The following is a 21,917-nucleotide window of genomic DNA, read 5'->3' on the forward strand; positions in this document are numbered from 1 at the left end:
CCGCCTTTCACTATCCACCAATGTAAGACATTTCAACTTTTGGACGTTTACTTGTACTTTCAACTGTTCTTTCATCTGAATATCGATCTGTTCTATATCGCCATGTATGTTGTAAAATTTTTAATAATGAGGCGTCAGAAATATTTTCTCGAAGAAGCTTTCGCAAATCCGTTCCTTTTGTTCCAAATAAACATGTAAAAAACTTACCGTCTGCCGAAATACGGGCTCTCGTACAAGAAGAACAAAATGACTCAGAAACAGAAGTAATAAATCCAACTTCTGCATCGCTCCCTACATATCGATACATTTTCGCAACCTCTCCAAAGTAACGAGGTTTAACAGGATCAATCGGATATACACGATTAATCTTCTCTATTAATTGTTCCTTCGTAATAACTTGTTCAAAGTTCCAGCCGTTTGTACTGCCCACATCCATAAACTCTATAAAACGGAGCTGAATTTCTTGTTCTTTAAAGTAACGAGCCATATGAAGAATTTGACTATCATTCATTCCTTTTTTTACGACCATATTTACCTTTACTTCTAACCCTGCGTTCTTCGCTTCTTCAATTCCTTTTAATACAGGTTTTGTGCTTACATTTCGTCCATTAATTTTTTTGAAGACATAATCCTCTATCGCATCTAAACTAATATTTACACGTTTTAATCCCGCTTCTTTTAACGCCTTTGCTTGTTTTGCTAAATGAATACCGTTTGTTGTGAGTCCAATATCTTTTAAGCCTTCTAGCTTTGCAAGTCTTGCAATTAACGTCGGTAAGTCTTTACGCAATAAAGGTTCACCGCCAGTAAGCCTAATTTTATTGACTCCCATACTTATAAATAATTTCGCTAATCTTTCTATTTCATCGAACGTTAATAAAAGCTCTTCCTTTAAAAAAGTGTAATCAGGTCCGAACACTTCAGCAGGCATACAGTATGTACACCTAAAATTACAACGATCAATAACTGAAATACGTAAATCTTGAAGTGGCCGTTCTAAAGAATCTTTCATGTTCTCGTGCATCTATATCCCTTCTTTTCTGCTGCAATCCTTAGTAAGCTTTCAATTTTTTTATTTGCCTTCATTATAAAAAAGAAGCTACATATTCAATGTGACTTTTCTCACATTACTTTCCCCATTCAAAAATTCTTCACAAATCCGTTCGAATTTTGTTCACATCTTTAATCTCATCCGCTTTGTCTATTGAATTTTTCAAACTAAAAACTGAAGATTTCTTCCCCTTACGGTCATTGAAATTTCAATTTATTTTTAAAATAGCTCTTGCATTTTCATCATACTTACACTCAAAATAGGAAATGTATTGCTTATAAGAAGAAAGGTGATCACTGTGGCAAACAGTATGACATTATCTCAAGATTTAAAAGAATTACTTGCATCTGTTGAATATAAAATGCAAATTAAAAAAGGTAGTTTTATTTTTCAAGAGGGTATGGAGGCAACAGAGCTCTATATCATCCACTCAGGAAAAGTACAAATTAGTAAATTAAGTGCTGACGGGCAAGAATTAACACTCCGTATTTGTTCGGCATACGACATTATTGGAGAATTAACATTATTCACGGACAATGCGAAGTATTTATTAAATTCAAAATGCCTTGAAGATGTTGAAGTAGGAGTTATAAAGCGTGAAACCTTAGAAAAAGCATTACTCCAAAAACCCGCACTTGTATTTGAATTTATGAAATGGATTAGTGAACATTTAAGAAGAATGCAAACGAAGTTTCGAGATTTAGTATTACACGGCAAAAAAGGTGCCCTGTATTCTACTCTTATACGAATGACAAATAGTTACGGTGTATTAAAAGAAAATGGGATTCTCATCGATTTACCATTAACGAATCAAGAACTTGCTAATTTCTGTGCAACTTCACGTGAAAGTGTAAATCGAATGTTAAATGAATTAAAAAAGCAAGGTACAATTTCGATTCATAAAGGAAAGATTACAATCCACGATTTACAATTTTTAAAATGTGAAATTGCTTGTGAAGATTGCTCTGCTTCTGTTTGTAGCATTGATTAGCATCTTATTTAGATGCTAATCTTTTTTCAATTTAAACTACTTATTAACGATTATTTCCTATGTAAACAAAAACGAGGCCTGCCATATGAGACCTCGTTTCGTTTTAGCTGCTAACTCCTATCCGTTTACAGCAGTATTATTTTTTCAACTCATTAGGAATACGTCTTCTGTAAATTACATAACTACGGCTTACATATTTAATTGGGGCACTAAATACATGTACTAGTCTTGTAAATGGCCACACTGCGAATAAACCCATCCCTGCAAGAATATGAATTTTAAACCATACTGGTACTTCCGTCATATATTCAACTTTCGGTTGGAAAATAAAGAGACTTCGGAACCAAGGGCCAATTGTTGTACGATAATCAAATCCTTTTGAATCGATATTTAAAAATGTTGAAGAAAGTCCTGCTAACATTACGATAAGTAATAAAATAAGCGCAATATAATCTCCCTTTGTGCTCGTTGCAATGATACGTTTTACAGTTACGCGGCGGTACGTTAATATAATTAAACCGATGATAGAAGCAACACCTGCCGGAAGCCCGAAACTAATTGCCATTATGTGATACGTATGCTCAGAAATACCTATCGAACGGTATACAGCTTCTGGAATTAATATCCCCATAACATGACCGCCAATTACGAACATAATCCCAAAGTGGAATAATAGACTTCCGATTCGGAGCATTTTCTTTTCTAATAGTTCACTAGATTTTGATGTCCATCCAAATTGATCATAGTTGTATCTAAAAATATGTCCACCGATAAAGATTGTAAAAATGATATAGGGAAACAATACCCATAGAAATTGATTCATCATTTTAACAACTCTCCTTTCTAATTTGTCTGTACATCCCATGCTTCGATAGCGAGTAGCACAGCCGCAAGAATTGGTTCATACATACTACCTGCTTCTTTTAACTGAACGTGTAATGCTTGTATATTCTCCTTGTATTTATTCATAATTGGTTCACTGTCTTGCTCATTTGCATTTGCAAAAAACTCAAGAAAAAGTGGTAAATAATCAGGTAGTTCTTTATCCGTTACTTCAAAACCAGATTTTTTATAATGCTGCTTTAACTCTAATAATTCAATACCTCTTTCTCTTTGTTCACCAGTGTTCATATAAGTAAGATACATATTTGTTTTCTTACCAAAATCGAATGTATATACGTAACTATCAATGAGTTGATCATTCGTTTTATCTAGCGCTTGCTTTATAAAGGCTGTAAGTGATGCTTTAACTTCTTCCTTTTCTATCGTTTCAATCTCTTCTTGCAATTCAGTTACAGCTTCTCTCCACCCTAGTTCAGGATAGGAGAGAAGAAAAGAAGAACAAGAAAAAGCAGTTTGTAAACTTTGTTTCATCATTTTCTGCCCCCTTTATTTAAGAAATTGTCATACAAGAGCCTGGACCACCTGCGAATGCTAAACCACAGCTTCCTTGTTCGCTATATAAATCTGCCACTTGTTCACGGTGAGTGCCCGGAATGACGAAGCGATCTTTATATTTCGCAATAGCAAGAAGACGATACATATCTTCTACATCCTGTTTCGTTAAACCAAGTTCTTTTAATACAGCTTCATTTGGCTCTTTATTAATTTGCAGCGCTCTCATATGCGTTCGCATAACAGCCATTTTCTTCAATGTAAGACGAATGTGTGATTCATCTCCTGCAGTGAGTAAATTCGCTAAATATTGAATTGGAATACGCATATTATCGATAGCAGGGAAAATCTCTTCTGCTTGCCAGTTACTGCCTTTCCCTTCCACCATATTCATAATTGGGCTAAGCGGCGGAATATACCAAACCATCGGCATTGTACGGTACTCTGGATGAAGAGGCAGAGCAATTTTCCAATCGATAATCATTTTATAGATTGGTGACTCTTGTGCTGCTTTAATCCATTCTTCAGGAATGCCTTGTTTTTTCGCTTCAGCTGCTACTTCTGGATCATTTGGATCTAGGAAAACAGTAAGCTGAGATTCATATAAATCTTTTTCGTCTTCAACAGAAGCTGCTTCTTTTACTTTGTCAGCGTCATATAGCATTACCCCAATATACCTGATACGTCCCACACATGTTTCTGAACAAATTGTTGGCATACCAGCCTCAATACGCGGGAAACACATTGTACATTTTTCAGCTTTATTCGTTTGCCAGTTAAAATACACTTTTTTATATGGACAAGATGATACGCAGAACCTCCAAGCACGACATGCATTTTGATCTACAAGAACAATGCCGTCTTCTTCACGTTTATACATCGCACCAGATGGACAAGATGATACGCAAGACGGATTCATACAATGTTCACATATGCGTGGTAAATACATCATAAAGACGTTTTCAAAATCTGTTTTAATTTCTTCTTCCATTTTCTTTACGTTCGGATCTTGTAATCCTGTTATATGTCCACCAGCTAAATCATCTTCCCAGTTCGGACCCCATTCAATTTTGTCGATAAATTCGCCTGTAATTGCTGATTTTGGACGAGCAACTGGTTGATGCTTACGCTGCGGGCTATTTGTTAATGTTTCATAATCATAATTCCAAGGTTCAAAGTAATCATCAATTGTTGGTTGATCTGGATTGTGGAAAATGTTCATAAGACGTTTCATTTTCGAACCAGATTTCAGCTGAATTTCACCATTTTTCAATTCCCAGCCGCCTTTATATTTCTCCTGATCTTCCCATTGTTTCGGATAACCAATTCCAGGCTTCGTTTCTACGTTATTGAAGTACATATATTCCGCACCTGGACGATTTGTCCAGGTGTTTTTGCACGTTACGCTACAAGTATGACAGCCGATGCATTTATCTAGGTTCATTACCATTCCGACTTGCGCTTTAATCTTCAAGCCAATCTACCTCCTTCAGTTTACGGATTACAACATTTAAATCACGCTGGTTCCCAGTCGGACCATAATAGTTAAATCCATAGCTTAATTGGCCATATCCACCAATCATATGTGTTGGTTTAACATGGATACGGGTTGGACTATTATGCGTTCCCCCACGGGTGCTTGTTAATTTCGTACCAGGCACGTTAATGTGGCGATCTTGCGCATGGTGCATAAATGCCATTCCCCTCGGTATACGGTGCGTTACAACAGCACGCGCTACGACAACACCGTTACGGTTAAAGCACTCGATCCAATCATTATCAGCAACGCCAGCTTCTGCAGCGTCCTCTTTATTCATCCAAACAGTTGGACCACCTCTAAACAGCGTTAACATCGGTAATGAATCGAAATACATACTATGAATCGACCACTTATTATGCGGTGTTAAATAGTTTAGTGTAATCTCTTTCCCTTCTACTTCAGGGCGTGACTTACGGAACGGTTTATGTTGCAGAATTGGTTTAAATGTTGCCATCGTTTCACCAAATTCTTTCATCATGTCATGGTCTAAGTAGAAAGATTGTCGACCAGTTATCGTTCTCCAAGGAATAAGACGTTCCACATTTGTTGTAAACGGTGAGTAACGTCGTCCACCTTTTTCTGAACCTGTAAAGGCCGGAGAAGTAATTACTGTTTTCGGTTGTGCTGTAATTTGTTCGAATGTAAAGCATTCTTCTTCACGTTCTTCTGCTAAATCACGTAATTTTAGATCTGTTTGTTTTTCAAGTGCTTCCCATGCTTTTACTGCCATATGACCGTTTGTTGTAGAAGAAAGCGTTAATACCGCTTCAGCAGCATTGATTGCTTCTTTTATGTCTGGGCAACCTTTCGCAATAGTATCCGTTCGAACAACTCCTAATTTGCTCTTTAATTGCTCATACTCTTTTTCTGCTGACCAAGAGATCCCTTTCGTACCAATCGGTTGTTTTCCGGCATTTGGTCCAAGTGCTGTCATTTTGTCATAAATCGTTTTATAATCCCTTTCAACAACATGAATTTGTGGCATCGTTTTACCCGGGATTGGTTCACATTCACCTTTACTCCAATCTTTAATCTTGCCAAGTGGTTGCGCTAATTCTTGCGGTGTATCATGAAGAAGTGGTGTTGCAACAACTTCTTTCATTGGTTCAAGATCTATTTTCTTCGCTAAATCTGACACAGCTTTAGAAAGTGAAGTGAAAATATCCCAGTCAGAGCGTGCTTCCCACGGTGAACCGATTGCTGGATTAAATGGATGCACAAATGGATGCATATCTGTACTACTTAAATCATGTTTTTCGTACCAAGTTGAAGCAGGTAAGACGATATCAGAATACAGCGCTGTTCCAGCCATACGGAAATCTAAATTAATGAGTAAATCAAGCTTCCCTTCTGGTGCTTCTTCATGCCACTTAATTTCTTCTGGTCGTAATGAATCACTATCGTCATTCATTAATCCGTTTGTTGTACCTAATAAATGTTTTAAGAAATATTCATGCCCTTTACCAGAACTTGAAATTAAATTCGCACGCCAAACGAATAAGTTGCGCGGGAAGTTGTTTTTATTATCAGGATCTTCAATCGCAAATTTCAGTTCTTTTTCTTTTAATTTTTGTGCAACATATTTTCCGATTTCTTCTTGCGTTGTTGCACCAGCAGCAACAGCTTCTTTATATAATTCAATTCCATTTTTCTCGAATGTTGGATAAGAAGGTAACCAGCCGAGTCGTGCTGCTAATACATTGTAATCACCGTGATGTTGATAACGTGAGTTACCTTCAATTGGTGATGCTAAATGTCCAACAGGTGTATCTTCATAGCGCCATTGATCTGTTACGAAATAGAAGAAAGACGTACCATTTTGTAATTTTGGTGGCCCTTGCCAATCTTTTGCCATCGCGATTGTTTGCCATCCTTCTGCAGGTCGTAACTTTTCTTGACCAACATAATGCGCCCATCCCCCGCCGTTTACTCCTTGTGCCCCAACTAGAAGAACAAGATTTAAAACTGCGCGATAAATCGTATCAGAATTAAACCAATGGTTAATACCAGCTCCAACAATAATCATCGAGCGACCATTTGTATCAGCGGCATTTTGTGCGAACTCACGAGCGATTTGAATAATTAGTTCTCGTTTCACTCCTGTCATTTTCTCTTGCCATGCAGGTGTAAACGGTACATCATCATTGAAGTCTTTCGGCTCTTGTCCGCCAAACCCTCGGTTCACCCCGTAATTTGCTAACGTTAAGTCGTATACAGTTGTAACGAACACTTCGCCTTCTTCTGTCATAACCTTTTTCACTGGAATTGTACGTTCTAATACTTTGTTTCCATCATCAGAGAAGTACGGAATTTGTACCGTTCCAATCGTTTCTTCCATTCCAAGTAAAGAAAGACGTGGATCAATCTTTTCACCTGTTTCTTCATCTTCTAAACGCAAGTTCCATTTCTTTTCGTTATCCCAACGTGAGCCCATTGTGCCTTGAGGTGTTGCAAAATCATTCGTGTTCTCGTTCCAAAGAACAGGTTTCCATTCTCCTAACTTCGTTTCGCGTCCAATATCAGCAGCGTTTAAGAAACGATCAGCAACGAATTGATCTCCTTTTTGTTTCAATGTGACAAAGAAAGGAAAATCAGTATATTGCTTCGCATACTTTGTGAAATATTCCACTTGATTATCTACGTAAAATTCTTGTAAGATCACATGCCCCATTGCCATCGCAAGTGCACCATCTGTACCTTGTTTCACACTAATCCAATCATCCGCAAACTTTGTAGATTCAGCGAAGTCAGGACTGACAGAAACGACTTTCGTTCCTTTATATCGAACCTCTGCTAAAAAGTGAGCATCTGGTGTTCTCGTCATCGGTACATTTGAACCCCATGTCATAATGTAACCAGAGTTATACCAGTCACTACTTTCTGGTACATCTGTTTGATCGCCCCAAATTTGCGGAGAAGCTGGTGGTAAATCTGCGTACCAATCATAGAAACTAAGCATCGGCCCACCCATAAGTTGCATAAAACGACTACCAGCAGCATGACTTAACATCGACATAGCTGGAATTGGTGAAAAGCCAACATTTCGATCTGGCCCGTATTTAATTACTGTATAAAGTAGAGAAGCTGAAACGAGTTGTAATACTTCATCCCAATTCGCACGAATAAATCCACCTTTACCACGCGCCTGCTTATACTTACGTGCTTTTTCAGGGTTTTCCACAATACTTTTCCAAGCATCTAGTGGTGACTCGTTATTTTGTAGTTCATCTTGCCACATACTCCAAAGAACACCACGTACATACGGATATTTCACACGAAGTGGACTATAAATGTACCAAGAAAAACTTGCTCCACGTGGGCATCCTCGCGGTTCAAAATCTGGCATATCAGGACCTGTCGTTGGATAGTTAAGCTCCTGCCCTTCCCACGTCACAATTCCATCTTTCACATATATATTCCAGCTACATGAACCAGTACAGTTCACGCCGTGTGTAGAACGAATTACTTTATCATGCTGCCAACGCTTTCTGTACACATTTTCCCATTCGCGATCTTCATATGTTTCTTGTGTATGATTATCGTTATAACGATCTATTGGTGAAAAATATTTTAAACGTCTCATTAGTGCTGAAGTTTTTTTCTTCATACTGTTCACTCCTTTAATACGTCTCTCTTACATACCCTTACTATAAGAGAGGTTGTAAAATACAGATGTGACATTTCGCACAGTTCAAGAGATTGTCAAAAATTCAGTAGAAAATAAGTTTGTGAGAAAATCTTGTGTTCCGTTGTGAAGATTATGGTTAATCTTAATTATTAGGAGAATGGTATTTTGAGGTATCGACTATTTTGCAAAAGAAAAAGAGTTTTGATATTATTTCAAAACTGCCATAAGGAAAAGAGTATAAATTGTATGTAAAAAATTTTTTCCCAATGTTATTATTTTATATCGAGTCTGATTTTACATAAAACTACAAATCATTATTTACTGTATTGCCCTTAGTTACGGAAACAATTATACTAGATGTAATCGAAATAAATAATCTGAATATTCTCAGAATTTAAGGTAAAAGTTTTACTATCTACAAATAGAATTAGAAATATGTCCACTAAATAGATTAGAAAACGATAATAACATTAGGAGGATTATGATGCCCCAGCTTGATTCATTACATCCCACTGTAGAAAAAATAATCAATAATATTGAAAAAATAATGGTCGGAAAACGAAAAGAAACGATCTTAGCTTTGACAGCTCTCTTAGCTGACGGTCATGTGCTATTAGAAGATGTTCCTGGTGTCGGGAAAACAATGCTAGTACGTGCTCTTTCTAAATCCATTGATGCTGATTATAAGCGAATTCAATTTACACCTGATTTATTGCCGTCAGATGTAACAGGAGTTTCTATTTATAATCCGAAAGAGCTCCAATTTGAGTTCAAGCCTGGACCAATTATGGGGAATTTTGTACTTGCTGATGAAATTAATCGTACATCTCCAAAGACACAATCTGCTTTACTTGAATGTATGGAAGAAGGCAATATTACAATCGATGGCATTACAAGGCCTTTACCAAAGCCGTTCTTTGTCATGGCTACACAAAATCCGGTCGAATATGAAGGAACATATTCTCTACCAGAAGCTCAGCTCGATCGTTTCTTATTGAAACTAAAAATGGGATATCCTACACCAGAAGAAGAATTTGAAATTTTAAACCGGATGGAAAAAACAAATCCACTCTCTCAATTACAGACCATTACTACAATAGAAGAATTAATTTATTTACAACAAAGCGTACGGGTAGTAAGTATGGACAAAGCAATTAAGCATTACATTGTAAAACTTGTTAATCAGACTCGTACGTACAGTTCTATACAGCTAGGTGCAAGTCCACGTGGCTCAATTGCTTTAATGAAAGCTTCACAAGCTTATGCATTTATCCATGGCAGAAATTATGTTATTCCAGACGATGTTAAATTTTTAGCTCCTTACGTTTTAGCACATAGACTCATTTTAAAAATGGAAGCAAAATTTGAAGGAATAACTGGAGAACAAGTTATCGCAAAAATCGTTGCACGAACTACCGTGCCTACTCAAAGGACGATGAACCCTTGATGAAACGAATGCTGCGAGCGCTATATCACGTTATGAAGTTATTGCTACTCCCTTTATGTCTAGTCTTAACATTTGTGTACGCTATGCTTCAAGGAGGGTTTGTCAGTTGGTTTTTGTTTTACAGCATAATTCCCATTGCTCTTTATTCGCTACTACTCTCCTTCTACGCTTTACGGGACGCTGAAGTAAAACGAATAACAAACCAAAATGGATATGTAGTAGGAGAACAATTTGTAAGCACGATTACAATAAAAAGAAAATTTCCTTTTCCCTTACTTTATTTAGTTATAGAAGATGAACTGCCACCACAATTTATAAGTTGTAAACAAACAAAGATGAATAAGGTAGTACTCTTCCCAGGATTGAAACGAAATATTTCGTTTCAATATGTTATTGACACAATCCCTAGAGGCGAGCACACTTTTTCAAGCGTTCGTGTCAAAACTGGCGATTTATTCGGCATGATAGAGAAAGAAGTAACTTTTTCAGTTCCAGATACATTTTTAGTCTATCCCCAGTATGTAGATATAGCATATCGACAATTGGAAAATCATTTCGAACAAGGAGCGCTTTCAGCAAATATAAATTCAGCAAAAGACTCTACAATCTCTGTCGGTGTCAGAGACTATAAACCTGGTGATCGCTTTTCATGGATTGATTGGAAAGCAACTGCACGAACAAACAATATTATGACAAAAGAGTTTGAACAACAGCGCAGCCATAATGTCATGATATTCATAGACAGAACCGAGTCTCCTCTATTCGAATCAGTCGTCACATTTACTGCCTCTATCGTAAGGGCTGTCTTGAAACAAAATTCACCAGCATCATTCGTGTCTATCGGAAAAGAACAAACTATTTTCCCTTTAGACAATGGAGATACGCAGTTACAACAAATCCTTTGTCATTTAGCAAAAGTGCAAGCAGACAGTGTATTCCCGCTCTCCCAGAGTGTAGACATGGAACTAAGAAAAATTTATGAGCCCGTCACGGTTATACTCGTGACAAGTAATCTTTCTCCCGATATTCAAAAGGCGGCTGATTGTGCCGCTATAAGAAATAGAAAATGTATGATTTTTGTCGTGAAAGAAAAAGCGAATCAACTTTCACACCGAGAACTCAGTATACTAGAAACTCTAAAAAAACGACAAATATTTGTAAACATGGTTTATGAAAACCGGTATACAAACGTGTTTTTTGAGGTGAGCAAATGATAACATTACAAGCAAAATACAAGTGGGATACGAACAGATTCTTCATGCATGCATGTGTATTTCTTCTTTTACTAGAATGGCTAAGACCTCTTATAGGTATTACAAATGTAGGTAGATTAGATATTTTCGTAACATTTATAGGAATTTGCTTCGCTCTCTCTTTTTTTCAAACGAGGTGGCAGATTCCAATAAAAATTGTCACAGTCTTATTTATCATTCATTCCCTATATTATAAAAATGCTTTTATAAATCCATCTTGGCTAACAGCATTCTTTTCTGATATGTTTCGAAATTCCTCCCTGTTTTTCCAAGGGAATTTACTAGATATTTCTCCAGTTTTTCCGACGGTTTTATTTTTTCTCTCATTTTGGTTTTTGAGTTCTTTTACTTCATTTTGGATTATTCATAAAAAACGTGGGTTTCTATTTCTTGTATTGACTATTATTTATATCGCAACTTTTCATAACTTACATTTATACAATGCAAACTACGCTATTATTCGTACTGTTGTCATCGGCTTTTTTATACTTAGTCTTCTTCAAGTAGAACGAATAAAAGAACGTGAACACTTACAAAATTATGCTAGGGAAATCTCAAAATTACTTAGACCACTTACAATATTTATTGTATTATTAGCAACCATCGCATACTTTGCTCCAAAATTTGGCCCTCAATGGCCAAACCCAATGGATTTTTTAAAATTCAACACATATGAAGCAAGTAAAGAAAAAAAAGTTTCTACAATTGGGTATGGTTTAGATGACTCACGATTAGGTGGTCCTTTTAAGGCGGATCCTACAATTGTTTTCACAGCACGAACGCAAAACAAACAATATTGGAGAGTCGAAACGAAAGATTTTTATACCGGAAAAGGCTGGGAGGTTTCTGAAAATCCGAAAAAGGTTTCTTTTAAAAATAAAAACGACGTCGTAAGCTGGTACGAACAAAATACAAAAACGGAAACTACTGAGGCAACAATTACCATGCAAAAAAGTTACCCTCACCTTACCTATCCAGCAGGATTAGTATCAGTTGAGGCTTCTTCTGATGTATCATACAGTGTTGACCCGTTTTCAGAAAAAATTTATACAATGAATGGAGACTCTTCTACTACTTTACATTCGTATAAAGTAACATATGAGATCCCTGAGTTTTCCATAAAAAACTTGAAAGCTGTAAAAACAAATGAAGGTCAGGAAACAAATCCTTATTTTATGACAAAGTACACACAACTTCCCGAGTCATTACCACAGCGCGTAAAAGACTTGGCTATCAATCTTACAAATGATAAAGACAACCGATATGATAAAGTATTAGCTATTGAAAATTACTTCACAGACCACTCTTTTACATACGAATCAACGAATGTCTCATTCCCTGCCAAAAGCCAAGATTATGTAGATCAATTCCTTTTCGATACAAAAAGCGGCTACTGTAATAATTTTTCGACGTCTATGATTGTACTACTTCGTTCTGCCGGGATTCCAGCTCGCTGGGTGAAAGGCTATACAGAAGGAACTCTTGACAATACACTTGCCTCTGCAGAAGGTGAGGATGTTTATACAATCACGAACGATAACGCACACTCTTGGGTCGAAGTATATTTCCCAGAATACGGATGGATTCCATTCGAACCGACAAAAGGATTTACTAATCCCTATAATTTTATAAATAATACGCCTGCTCCTATTTCACAAAATAGCGAAGCAAATAATTCTAATAACGAGCAAATACAACAACGAAATAATGAAGCAAAACTTAAAAGTTTAATTGAAAATACAGAAGAAGCTTCTACTAAAAAGGTCACAAATTCTAAAACTAGTTTTTCTTTGTGGTACGTATTCCTCTCTACGATACTAATTAGTATTATAGGATACATTCTCTTCACCACTAGAATGAAATGGATGACATTTCTTATTATTCATTTCTATAAATACCGAAAAGATGATGCTGTTTATCAAAAAGCTTACGGTGCACTTTTAAAACAATTTGCGAGAATTGGCATACCACGGGGTGAAAGTCAAACATTCCGAGAATACGCTCTCCATATCGATACACTTTACAACTCGGCCGATATGCAACAACTTACTGCCAGTTATGAGAACGCTATGTATCAACAGGGGCAGGCTACGGTAGAATGGAAGAAATCCGTACACTTATGGGAAGTGCTTATGAAAAAAGCAGCTTCTCTACCTAAATCAGATGGCTTTGATACAGTTATTTAATCTTGAAAATTTGAGTTTAAAGAAAACGTCTCAAAGAACTACATTGTTCTTTGAGACGTTTTTTAATAAAGTGAAACTCCTACTTATTCCCCAAGCACCTTCTCAATCTCAACCTCTAAATCTACCGGCTTCGTCTGCGGAGCAAAACGCCCTACTACTTTCCCGTCTTTTCCGATTAAAAACTTCGTAAAATTCCATTTCACTGCTTTCATACCAAGTAAACCTGGTGCTTGTTCTGTCATGTATGTATATAGAGGGTGAGCCTTATCACCTTTCACATCAACCTTTGCAAACATCGGGAAGTTTACACCGTAGTTTAATTCACAAAAACTAGTAATGTCCGCTTCTGTACCTGGTTCTTGTCCCCCGAATTGGTTACAAGGAAATCCGAGTATTTCGAGTCCTTGGTCTTTATATTTATCATATACCTCTTGTAATCCTTTATATTGTGGTGTGAAACCACATTTGCTAGCTACATTGACAATAAGAAGTGCTTTTCCTTCGTAATCTTTTAACGATTTTTCTTCACCTGTAATTGTTTTAGCTGAAAAATCATAAACTGTCATTGTCTTTGCCCCTCTCTTCACTATCATTCTATGTTTATACTATACTACATTCGTGAATATACAGCTCTTATTACGTACTTATAAGTTGTAATGATAGCGCTTTATTTCCGTTCGAAAATTCGACACAAACTACTAGACTTTTATGATGGAAAGTTTTACAATTGAAATGTGAACAAAATGTGACAGTTTATATTCCATTATAAAAGAAAAGGATGGTGTTCATTATGAAAACTGCACAACATGAAACGATTTCAAATCGCGAGTTTTATTTCGTACTATATATGATGTTATTGTATGTTACTGGCTGGGTAATCGATGTAAATGGTTTATTCTTAAGCTCCTACTTTAATTTAGCAGGAGAGATTATGCTTCCATTAGCAGGCGGGATTGTTGGACTGTTCATTATGTCTATTAATAAACAACAAACGAAATAATAATATTACAAAAAGGCAGAAGACGAGCTTCGTTTTCTGCCTTTTTTCTATTTTAGCGTATAATAAAAACATGCAGTATATAAGGAGTGGTAACTATGAAAAAAGTAGAGCAATTATCTTCTCACCTATATCTTATTGATGATTTCGATTTACAGCATAATGAACGAACAGGTACGTACGTTTTATTAGGTGACGATATTACTTTAATTGAAACTTGTGCAGCCCCTTCTCTTCCGTATATTTTAGACGGCTTACAACAATTACATATTGATTTAAACGATGTTAAAAACATTATCGTTACACATGTGCATTTAGATCACGCTGGCGCAGCTGGTTTAATGATGGAAAAGTGCCCAAATGCTACGTTATATGTGCATTCTCGTGGTGCTCGTCATATGATTGATCCAACAAAACTTATTTTAGGTGCAAAAGCTGTCTACAAAGAAGATTTCGATAAACTCTTTGATCCAATTCTTCCAATTGAAGAAGAACGTGTTCATATTGTACAACATGGTGATACGTTAAAAATTGCAAAAGACCGCACCCTTACATTTTATGATACACCAGGACATGCGAAGCACCATATTAGCATTCACGATTCATTAACAAACGGGATTTTTACTGGCGATACAATTGGAATTTATTATAGAGAACTCGCAGACGTTGATGTAGAGTTATATCTACCATCAACGTCCCCTTCACAATTCCAACCAGATGCGATGATTACTTCTAAAAATCACATTCAAAGTATGAATGTAGATACTATTTATTTCGGTCATTACGGTGCATCCTCTCATGTTACAGAAGTATATAATCAACTGGAATATTGGCTACCTATTTTCGTTCATACTGGTAAGGAAGTCTTTGAAAAGTATAATGATTTCGATGAAGCAACTAAAGCTTTACAAACTTTGTTAATGGATAAAATCTCTTCTCATCTTACAAAGTTAAACGTTCCATCAGATCATTCCGTTTATAATATTTTACATCTAGATATAGAAATTAGCGCAATGGGCATTATTGATTATTTCACGAAGCAAGAAAAAGCAAACTCCACTATTAACTAACAGTAAAAGAAGAGATATACAACAGTAGTTATTGTATATCTCTTCTTTTTTCGAATATATTTTGAGTAAAGGATGGTGGAATATAATGCAAAAAGTGATGCTATACCTCTGCTTCACATTATTTATCGTCTTATTATTATTTGTAGGAGTAAAAATTCAATTTTATTTAGATACAGATGCACAAGTGAACTTTAACGTTTATCCAAGATTATTCTACTTTACACTCTTCCCTCTTATAGTTGGCATTTTATTACGATTCCTTCAATCTATTAATCGCGAAACGAGTAAACAAAACTGGAGCTTTCAACCGGATAAATTTATTGCTATTACAGTGCCTACACTATTTATTTCCTTTTCCCCAGCACTACTCTTTTCACCACTTGCCGAATACCTACCTTATTTAGTTAATATTATTCTAATAAATACAACTTTTGTTACGATTATTAGTTTAATAGCTGGTTATTCCCTTTTAGATTGTTTTATACAAAAGGACAATGCAACGATGAAAAAATATAATTGAATGCTCTATTTTCTTTTAATAAAGAAAGCTCAAAACTAAAGCTTTGAGCTTTTTTACTTATCTCACCTTTTCATCTACATACTCCATAAACTGCTCCGCTTTAATAAATCTTTCTTTGTACGCCTCAGGTACTTCTTCTATTTTTATTGCACCAGTTGATTTTGTCTTCACTCGTACTATTTCATGTGTCATTAAAGCTTCCATATAGCGATGATCAAACTCTTCTTGCGTTAATACTTCTTTACTAGATTTATGGCCATTTAATTTATCAAAATACGGATGAAGCTCCATTACTACCTTTTTCAATTCCTCTTTTTTAGCTGGTGATAATTGATCATAATCTATATTACCGTTCGAATCCCCGTACGCAAGCTTTGCATTAGTTAATTTTTTCAGTTCTTTTGTAAACTCTTCATATTCCTTCGAACTCATTTCATCTTTCGCTTCTGATAATTTTGCATTAAAACGCATATACGTCTCTAATGTCATCGCTCCGGCGTGTTTTTTTAAATTCTCAAAAGATCCGTATATACCATCCGCCATAATAGATTGATATGCAAAACCGGTCGTAGGGATTAAAAATGCTGCTGCAAGCACTCCGGCGATAAAACGTTTCTTCACCTTACTTCCCCCGCGATTCATTTTGATTTGAACAATTACTTTTTCTTTTAACTCCGGCGGGGCAACAATCCCCTTCGCTTCTTCTCGTATAGATTCTCTAACTCTACAATCTAAACTCATTTCACATTCCCTACCTCTCCTAAAAGGATTTCTTCTACTTGCTCTTTTTGACGTAGTTTCTTTAATGCCGCATGAATTCTAGACTTCACTGTACCAATTGGAATATGTAATATTTGTGCTACTTCTTCTTGTGAATATTCGTATAAGTATCTTAAGATAATAACTTGTTTCAATTTATACGGTAATTTATGAATGAGTTTGATTAGTTTTTGGTTTGATATTTTACTTACAACATCGTTAGAAAAATCAATTTGCACTGGCTTTCTTTGCTCTTCTGCTTTTTTCATAATTCGTAGTCGCATCCACCTCTTTCTTCTATAAGAATGAATTTGTTTAATCGCAAGCCCAATTAGCCAAGGGCGAAATGGCTTCTCGCTATCATATTTACGAAGCGATTCATATAGCTGTATGTATACTTCTTGAACGACATCATCTACATCCGTTTTATCTTCAATTAAAAAATGTGCTGTTTTATATACTTCTTGAATCGTTACATCATACAATTCGCTATACGCTTCTTTATTTCCTGATAAAGTTAATCGAATTAAATGTGCGTAATCTATTTCAGCCTTCATATTCCAGCCCTCCTTTGCCTTACACTATATATTGACAAGTAATTCATATTTCGTTCGATTTTTCCGAAAAAATTTTTTATATAAATTAATATTATGATCTGATGAGTTCATAAGCTTCACTTATAACCACGCATAACTATTATATAATTTTCCAATTTCTGATAAAGATTTAAAATGATTTATATAGTCAAATTTAGGAGGATATATGATGAAAGCTATCGTTGTAACGTCGTTCGGTGGTCCTGAAGTGATGAAATATACAGATTTGGATATACCGGCTATTTCAGAAGATCAAGTTTTAATTCGCGTTGTTGCTACTAGTGTAAATTTCGCTGATATTAAATCACGTTATGGCAAAAAAGGAAATAAAGCACTACCTTTTATTCCAGGAATAGATGCAACTGGTATTGTAGAACGCGTCGGTTCTCATGTGAAAAATATTCAACCTGGACAGCGTGTCATTGCTTTTCCTCAAAATGGATCTTACGCAGAGTACGTTGTTTCAAATGAAAATCTCACTTTCGTTTTACCCCATGAAGTCGACTTTCAAACTGCAGCTGCTTGTCCGATCGTATCTTTCACAAGCTATAATTTACTCGTGAATGTTGCAAGGCTTCAACAAAATGAATCCGTGCTGATTCATGCAGCTGCTGGCGGAATTGGTACTACCGCGATTCAACTTGCAAAACGATTAGGGGCTGGAACAGTTATCGGTACTGTCGGAAGTGAAACGAAAAAAGAAATCGCTTTAGATGCTGGAGCTGATTATGTTATTTGTCATCAAGATGAAGATTTTGTAGAGAAAGTCAATGAGCTGACAAACGGAGAAGGAGTGAATATAATTTTGGACTCTATTTCTGGAACTGTCTCTGAAAGAAGTTTAAACTGCCTAGCTTATTACGGTCGCCTCGTTCATTTCGGTAATGCAAGCGGTAAAATTGGCAATTTCAAAACGAAAGATTTACACGCAAGTTGCCGCTCTATACTAGGCTTTAGCTTTGGCACTACACGGAAAAAACGTCCTGAACTACTCCAAGAAACGGCAAATGAAGTTTTCCGTTATTTGCGTGACGGAAGTTTGCAAATGAAAGCTACAAAATCTTTTCCCCTTCAAGATGCAGGGAAAGCACATGAATGGGTCGAAAGTAGAAAAAGTACAGGGAAAGTAATACTAACTGTTCAGTCTTCTTCCTGAAATGAATACTTGAAACAGAGGTGGCATTCATGGGATCACGAATTATGCATGTTATTATCGCTAACGGTATTGCTGAGAAACTATCTATTCAAGATAAAACTTCTTTCTTACTTGGAGCTGTAGCCCCTGATGCTGTTCATTCAAAAAAAGAAAAAGGAACCTCACATTTTTATGCTGGTACAACGAAGAACTATACGAGAAGAATAGATTATGATTCATTTTTTCATAAATACGAAGCACATATAGATTCCCCCTTTATTTTAGGCTATTACACCCACCTCATTGCCGATGATAATTGGCTAAGTGGCTTTTTTCTACCATGGCTAAAAAATAGAATAGAAAATGACGAAACTATCGCACCCCTGTACTATAACGATTTTAAATTGTTAAATGCAAAGTTGCTTCATCATTACGATAAAGAACAACAGCTCTTCTCTCTTCTCAATCAAGAGGCTCACATTGTGGATATTGAAGAGGTTTCTAAAGAAAACGTTTTAGCTTTTCGAAAGTATCTTTTTGAAGATATGTTGTATCCCGAGCAACATTTGCATGAAGACTTACAGGTGTTTACGTTTAATCAAATTGTCGGTTACATTGAAACCGCTATTGAAAAAGGTGCATTTTTTATTAAACAACTCTCTCATGAAAAATCCACTTCAAAGATTTAATCCCCCTCAATATATTTGAGGGGGATTTTCACATAGCAATATTATTATTGATTCTTCTCCATAACCGCAAAATAATTCCCTTCACTATCAGCAAAGTTAAACACTTTACCAGAAGGCATAGTTACCATTTCTCCAACAGTAACATTTTTATTTTTTAAACCTGCATATAATTGATCCAGATTTTCTGAGAAGAACATTAAGGACGGTGTACCAAGATTTAATTCTGGGCTCATTTTCGAAATAACTTCTTTATTATGTAATATAATGCTCGTTTCAGCACCATTAGTTGGAGCAATTTCAATCCATCTCATTCCTTGCTTGTTATCTTCCTCCGCAACTACATGAAACCCTACCTTTTCCGTCCAAAAATTTACTGCCTCATCTTGATTATTTACATATAACATAATTTGTCCTACTTTATGAATCATTTGTATTCCTCCTATTGTTTTTTTACATTCTATGTAGCTTTCTACAGCTGGTATCGTTATTCCTTTTGAGTTGGTATGTACTTCTTTGCAAAATTTATCGACTGACTCATCCCATCCAGTTCGTCAAAATAATTGTTTCTTTCAATCATGTTATATCCGTCGAATCCAATTTCATCTAATACTTTGAAGAATATATCGAAATCCACTTCACCATTTCCTACCCCTACTTCTATATACTTACTTGAACTATTACTTTTCACTTCTTTACAATCTTTAATATGAGTTTGTACTATATAATCTTTTAATAGTAATAAACCTTCTAACGGATTTTCATTTACATCACTTATTAAATTTGCTGGGTCAAAGTTAACAGCTAGTCCTTTCGAGTTTGCATTTTCTAAAAATCGTTTTAATACTATTGCTTTTTCAGATCCTGTCTCAATAGCAAAGACTCCCCCAAATTTGAATGCTAATTCCCCTATCTCATAACAAACCCGCACCATTTTATCATAGCTCTCACTTTTTTCATCATCTGGAACTTTCCCAATATGAGCTGTTATTATCTTTGCTCCCAGCTCCAAACCTCTGTCAGTAATATATTTAATCTGATTTATTGCACTGTCAGCTTCTGTTCCTGTAATTCCATTTTCTCCAAAACTAATTGCTAATGATGGAATCTTTATCCCATTAAAAGATAAGCTTTTCTTTAAAGCAGTCCATTCTACCACTGGAATATTAGCTAAGTTGAAGTTTTTATTCATAGCATATAATTGAGTATATTCTAAATCCCATTCCCTTGCTTTTTGTATTCCTTCGTTTACTTCAATATGTTTCGTATTCAAAAACATTCCTAATTTCCTATCCATATATGTACCTTCTTTTTATTATTTCGCATCAGTTTAATATTCGACTTTTTTATATTACTTCCTTGTACAAACTAAATGAGAAATGATTCACCCTTATCGATATTTCTTATAAGATAGATACATTTAAATTCCCTTTGTTATTCAATTACAAACAAAAAGACGTAACTATAAATAGTTACGCCTTCCCCATTATTTATCTAGGCTTTTTCTTCCCAGTAAATGCTGGTTTCTTTTTCTTAGGTGCTGGTGGCTTCGATTCTACAAATGTTCCTTTGAACATTTCTTGCTTCGTAAATACGATGCCTAGTTTTTTCGCAAATTGTAGTAATTTGCGCTCTTCTTGTGGAGTTACAAGAGATACGACAGTTCCTTCTTTACCCATACGTCCTGTACGTCCTGAGCGGTGAATATATTGGTCTACTGTGTCCGGTAATTCTAAGTGAATTACATGTGTTAAATCATCAATATCAATACCGCGTGCTGCAATATCAGTAGCAAGTAGAATTTCTAATTTTCCGCCGCGGAATGCACGCATCGTTGCTTCACGCTCTTGCTTACCTGCTTCTGCATGAAGAGCTGCTGCTTTCATTTTACGGAACTGCAATTTCTGAGTAATTTCATCTAAACGGAATGGGTCGTTTAAGAAAGCAACTGCTTTTACATCGCCCATATGCATAATTCTTCTTACATAATCATTTTTTTCGCGTCGCTCACAAATGATGTACGTATGCTCAACTAAGCTTTTTGACTCTGCACGTGTTACACGTACCACTTGTGGTTCAACTGCCAAATCACGTGCCGCGTCTTCTGCCGCTTTGGTAATTGTCGCTGAGAAGAATACTAATTGACGGTCGCGCATCGTTGATTTAATTACATCTTGTACTGCGCCCATCATCTTTTGTTTTACAATTTGATCAAACTCATCAAATACAATTGTTTTCACTTCATGCATTTTTAGCTTTTTCATACGAATTAATTCTAAAATACGTCCTGGTGAACCGACAATTACTCTCGGATGTTTCTTTAATTTTTCAACTTGGCGCTTAATATCTGCGCCACCAATTAAAGATGCACCTGAAATTTCAGTTCCTGCTGTAAACTTTTGAACCTCTTCATGAATTTGCATTACAAGTTCACGTGTTGGCGCTAAAACAACAACTTGTGGCTGTTTTACTTCAGGATTAATTTTATGTAAAAGGGGTAATAAGTACGCTAACGTTTTTCCTGTTCCAGTTGGAGATTCAGCTATAACGTCTTGTCCTTCTAAAATAGTTGGAATCGCTTGTTTTTGAATTTCAGTTAATTCTTTAAAACCAGCCTTCTCCCAAGCTTGTTGTAAAAATGGTTGCATATCTTTTATCATTTG

The 21,917-nt window shown here is 35.9% G+C and carries 20 protein-coding genes; 9 read left to right on the top strand and 11 right to left on the bottom strand.

All coding sequences use genetic code 11. The features are described from left to right. Positions 1-10: 10 nt before the first annotated feature. Positions 11-1,024, bottom strand: a complete 1,014-nt coding sequence (gene moaA, locus DN400_RS23940) for a GTP 3',8-cyclase MoaA (protein ID WP_147801972.1) — start codon at positions 1,022-1,024, stop codon at positions 11-13. A gap of 325 nt (positions 1,025-1,349) precedes the next feature. Here moaA and DN400_RS23945 point away from each other — a divergent pair, with 325 nt between their 5' ends. Next, a complete protein-coding gene (locus DN400_RS23945) occupies positions 1,350-2,042 on the top strand; it encodes a Crp/Fnr family transcriptional regulator (protein WP_000013863.1) in 693 nt (230 codons plus the stop codon). Positions 2,043-2,178: 136 nt separating this feature from the next. Here DN400_RS23945 and narI read toward each other — a convergent pair whose 3' ends face one another. From narI to DN400_RS23965, 4 genes are read right to left on the bottom strand one after another with little or no spacing between them, the layout of a single operon-like run. Beyond that, complete coding sequence (narI, locus tag DN400_RS23950) at positions 2,179-2,868, bottom strand: respiratory nitrate reductase subunit gamma (protein WP_147801973.1); 690 nt, start codon at positions 2,866-2,868, stop codon at positions 2,179-2,181. A 17-nt stretch (positions 2,869-2,885) separates the two neighbouring features. Beyond that, a complete protein-coding gene (gene narJ / locus DN400_RS23955) occupies positions 2,886-3,416 on the bottom strand; it encodes a nitrate reductase molybdenum cofactor assembly chaperone (RefSeq protein WP_016512951.1) in 531 nt (176 codons plus the stop codon). A gap of 19 nt (positions 3,417-3,435) precedes the next feature. After that, positions 3,436-4,911 carry a nitrate reductase subunit beta gene (narH, locus tag DN400_RS23960; protein WP_016512952.1) on the bottom strand — a complete coding sequence of 492 codons (1,476 nt, stop codon included), beginning with the start codon at positions 4,909-4,911 and terminating at the stop codon, positions 3,436-3,438. Beyond that, positions 4,901-8,584, bottom strand: coding sequence for a nitrate reductase subunit alpha (locus tag DN400_RS23965; protein ID WP_000730786.1), 3,684 nt, complete (start codon positions 8,582-8,584; stop codon positions 4,901-4,903). The genes narH and DN400_RS23965 overlap by 11 nt, the downstream gene beginning before the upstream one ends. Before the next feature lie 505 nt (positions 8,585-9,089). Here DN400_RS23965 and DN400_RS23970 point away from each other — a divergent pair. From DN400_RS23970 to DN400_RS23980, 3 genes are read left to right on the top strand one after another with little or no spacing between them, the layout of a single operon-like run. Beyond that, positions 9,090-10,052, top strand: coding sequence for an AAA family ATPase (locus tag DN400_RS23970; protein ID WP_001135799.1), 963 nt, complete (start codon positions 9,090-9,092; stop codon positions 10,050-10,052). Next, positions 10,052-11,266 (top strand): DUF58 domain-containing protein, encoded by a 1,215-nt coding sequence (locus DN400_RS23975; protein ID WP_147801974.1) that lies wholly within the window; start codon positions 10,052-10,054, stop codon positions 11,264-11,266. Before DN400_RS23970 ends, DN400_RS23975 begins: the two co-directional genes overlap by 1 nt. Further along, entirely contained in the window at positions 11,263-13,491 is a 2,229-nt protein-coding gene (locus DN400_RS23980) for a transglutaminase TgpA family protein (RefSeq protein WP_147801975.1), read from the top strand. The genes DN400_RS23975 and DN400_RS23980 overlap by 4 nt, the downstream gene beginning before the upstream one ends. Positions 13,492-13,574: 83 nt before the next feature. Here DN400_RS23980 and bsaA read toward each other — a convergent pair whose 3' ends face one another. Further along, positions 13,575-14,057, bottom strand: a complete 483-nt coding sequence (bsaA, locus tag DN400_RS23985; protein WP_000219434.1) for a glutathione peroxidase — start codon at positions 14,055-14,057, stop codon at positions 13,575-13,577. A gap of 224 nt (positions 14,058-14,281) precedes the next feature. On the opposite strand from bsaA, the gene DN400_RS23990 reads away from it, so the two are divergent. The 3 genes from DN400_RS23990 to DN400_RS24000 all read left to right on the top strand — a co-directional run bounded on the left by DN400_RS23990 (position 14,282) and on the right by DN400_RS24000 (position 16,078). Then, positions 14,282-14,491, top strand: a complete 210-nt coding sequence (locus tag DN400_RS23990) for a DUF3925 domain-containing protein (protein WP_000844983.1) — start codon at positions 14,282-14,284, stop codon at positions 14,489-14,491. A 95-nt stretch (positions 14,492-14,586) separates the two neighbouring features. Continuing rightward, positions 14,587-15,558: an MBL fold metallo-hydrolase gene (locus tag DN400_RS23995; RefSeq protein ID WP_000754965.1), complete on the top strand. Its 972-nt coding sequence runs from the start codon at positions 14,587-14,589 to the stop codon at positions 15,556-15,558. Positions 15,559-15,643: 85 nt separating this feature from the next. Beyond that, on the top strand, positions 15,644-16,078 hold the full coding sequence (locus DN400_RS24000; RefSeq protein ID WP_001174535.1) for a hypothetical protein: 435 nt from the start codon (positions 15,644-15,646) through the stop codon (positions 16,076-16,078). Between the two features lie 57 nt (positions 16,079-16,135). Here the strand turns inward: DN400_RS24000 and DN400_RS24005 are convergent, their stop codons facing one another. After that, positions 16,136-16,819 (bottom strand): DUF3600 domain-containing protein, encoded by a 684-nt coding sequence (locus DN400_RS24005; RefSeq protein WP_147801976.1) that lies wholly within the window; start codon positions 16,817-16,819, stop codon positions 16,136-16,138. Next, complete coding sequence (locus DN400_RS24010) at positions 16,816-17,394, bottom strand: sigma-70 family RNA polymerase sigma factor (protein ID WP_000642665.1); 579 nt, start codon at positions 17,392-17,394, stop codon at positions 16,816-16,818. Before DN400_RS24010 ends, DN400_RS24005 begins: the two co-directional genes overlap by 4 nt. A gap of 208 nt (positions 17,395-17,602) precedes the next feature. Here DN400_RS24010 and DN400_RS24015 point away from each other — a divergent pair, with 208 nt between their 5' ends. Together DN400_RS24015 and DN400_RS24020 are read left to right on the top strand one after the other, a co-directional pair. Continuing rightward, positions 17,603-18,589: a quinone oxidoreductase family protein gene (locus DN400_RS24015; RefSeq protein WP_000644636.1), complete on the top strand. Its 987-nt coding sequence runs from the start codon at positions 17,603-17,605 to the stop codon at positions 18,587-18,589. 29 nt (positions 18,590-18,618) lie between these two features. Then, complete coding sequence (locus DN400_RS24020; protein WP_000535626.1) at positions 18,619-19,257, top strand: zinc dependent phospholipase C family protein; 639 nt, start codon at positions 18,619-18,621, stop codon at positions 19,255-19,257. A 44-nt stretch (positions 19,258-19,301) separates the two neighbouring features. Here DN400_RS24020 and DN400_RS24025 read toward each other — a convergent pair whose 3' ends face one another. The 3 genes from DN400_RS24025 to DN400_RS24035 form a co-directional block, all read right to left on the bottom strand. Beyond that, the gene (locus DN400_RS24025; RefSeq protein WP_000581475.1) at positions 19,302-19,685 is read right to left on the bottom strand and encodes a VOC family protein; all 384 of its coding nucleotides are present in this window, start codon (positions 19,683-19,685) and stop codon (positions 19,302-19,304) included. 56 nt (positions 19,686-19,741) lie between these two features. Further along, a complete protein-coding gene (locus tag DN400_RS24030) occupies positions 19,742-20,551 on the bottom strand; it encodes a sugar phosphate isomerase/epimerase family protein (RefSeq protein WP_000375208.1) in 810 nt (269 codons plus the stop codon). 193 nt (positions 20,552-20,744) lie between these two features. Continuing rightward, the gene (locus DN400_RS24035) at positions 20,745-21,914 is read right to left on the bottom strand and encodes a DEAD/DEAH box helicase (protein WP_000588611.1); all 1,170 of its coding nucleotides are present in this window, start codon (positions 21,912-21,914) and stop codon (positions 20,745-20,747) included. Positions 21,915-21,917 lie beyond the last annotated feature (3 nt).

The organism is Bacillus sp. AR8-1 (assembly GCF_008042345.1).
Lineage (GTDB): Bacteria > Bacillota > Bacilli > Bacillales > Bacillaceae_G > Bacillus_A > Bacillus_A cereus.

Excerpts from the sequence above, each read along its gene's own strand:
- DN400_RS23965 (WP_000730786.1), bottom strand. The coding sequence starts at position 8,584 with ATGAAGAAAAAAACTTCAGCACTAATGAGACGTTTAAAATATTTTTCA.
- DN400_RS24000 (WP_001174535.1), top strand. The coding sequence starts at position 15,644 with ATGCAAAAAGTGATGCTATACCTCTGCTTCACATTATTTATCGTCTTA.
- narJ (WP_016512951.1), bottom strand. The coding sequence starts at position 3,416 with ATGAAACAAAGTTTACAAACTGCTTTTTCTTGTTCTTCTTTTCTTCTC.
- DN400_RS23990 (WP_000844983.1), top strand. The coding sequence starts at position 14,282 with ATGAAAACTGCACAACATGAAACGATTTCAAATCGCGAGTTTTATTTC.
- moaA (WP_147801972.1), bottom strand. The coding sequence starts at position 1,024 with ATGCACGAGAACATGAAAGATTCTTTAGAACGGCCACTTCAAGATTTA.
- DN400_RS24025 (WP_000581475.1), bottom strand. The coding sequence starts at position 19,685 with ATGATTCATAAAGTAGGACAAATTATGTTATATGTAAATAATCAAGAT.
- narI (WP_147801973.1), bottom strand. The coding sequence starts at position 2,868 with ATGATGAATCAATTTCTATGGGTATTGTTTCCCTATATCATTTTTACA.
- DN400_RS24010 (WP_000642665.1), bottom strand. The coding sequence starts at position 17,394 with ATGAAGGCTGAAATAGATTACGCACATTTAATTCGATTAACTTTATCA.
- DN400_RS24035 (WP_000588611.1), bottom strand. The coding sequence starts at position 21,914 with ATGATAAAAGATATGCAACCATTTTTACAACAAGCTTGGGAGAAGGCT.
- DN400_RS24015 (WP_000644636.1), top strand. The coding sequence starts at position 17,603 with ATGAAAGCTATCGTTGTAACGTCGTTCGGTGGTCCTGAAGTGATGAAA.
- DN400_RS23995 (WP_000754965.1), top strand. The coding sequence starts at position 14,587 with ATGAAAAAAGTAGAGCAATTATCTTCTCACCTATATCTTATTGATGAT.
- DN400_RS24005 (WP_147801976.1), bottom strand. The coding sequence starts at position 16,819 with ATGAGTTTAGATTGTAGAGTTAGAGAATCTATACGAGAAGAAGCGAAG.
- DN400_RS24020 (WP_000535626.1), top strand. The coding sequence starts at position 18,619 with ATGGGATCACGAATTATGCATGTTATTATCGCTAACGGTATTGCTGAG.
- DN400_RS24030 (WP_000375208.1), bottom strand. The coding sequence starts at position 20,551 with ATGGATAGGAAATTAGGAATGTTTTTGAATACGAAACATATTGAAGTA.
- bsaA (WP_000219434.1), bottom strand. The coding sequence starts at position 14,057 with ATGACAGTTTATGATTTTTCAGCTAAAACAATTACAGGTGAAGAAAAA.
- DN400_RS23975 (WP_147801974.1), top strand. The coding sequence starts at position 10,052 with ATGAAACGAATGCTGCGAGCGCTATATCACGTTATGAAGTTATTGCTA.
- DN400_RS23980 (WP_147801975.1), top strand. The coding sequence starts at position 11,263 with ATGATAACATTACAAGCAAAATACAAGTGGGATACGAACAGATTCTTC.
- DN400_RS23970 (WP_001135799.1), top strand. The coding sequence starts at position 9,090 with ATGCCCCAGCTTGATTCATTACATCCCACTGTAGAAAAAATAATCAAT.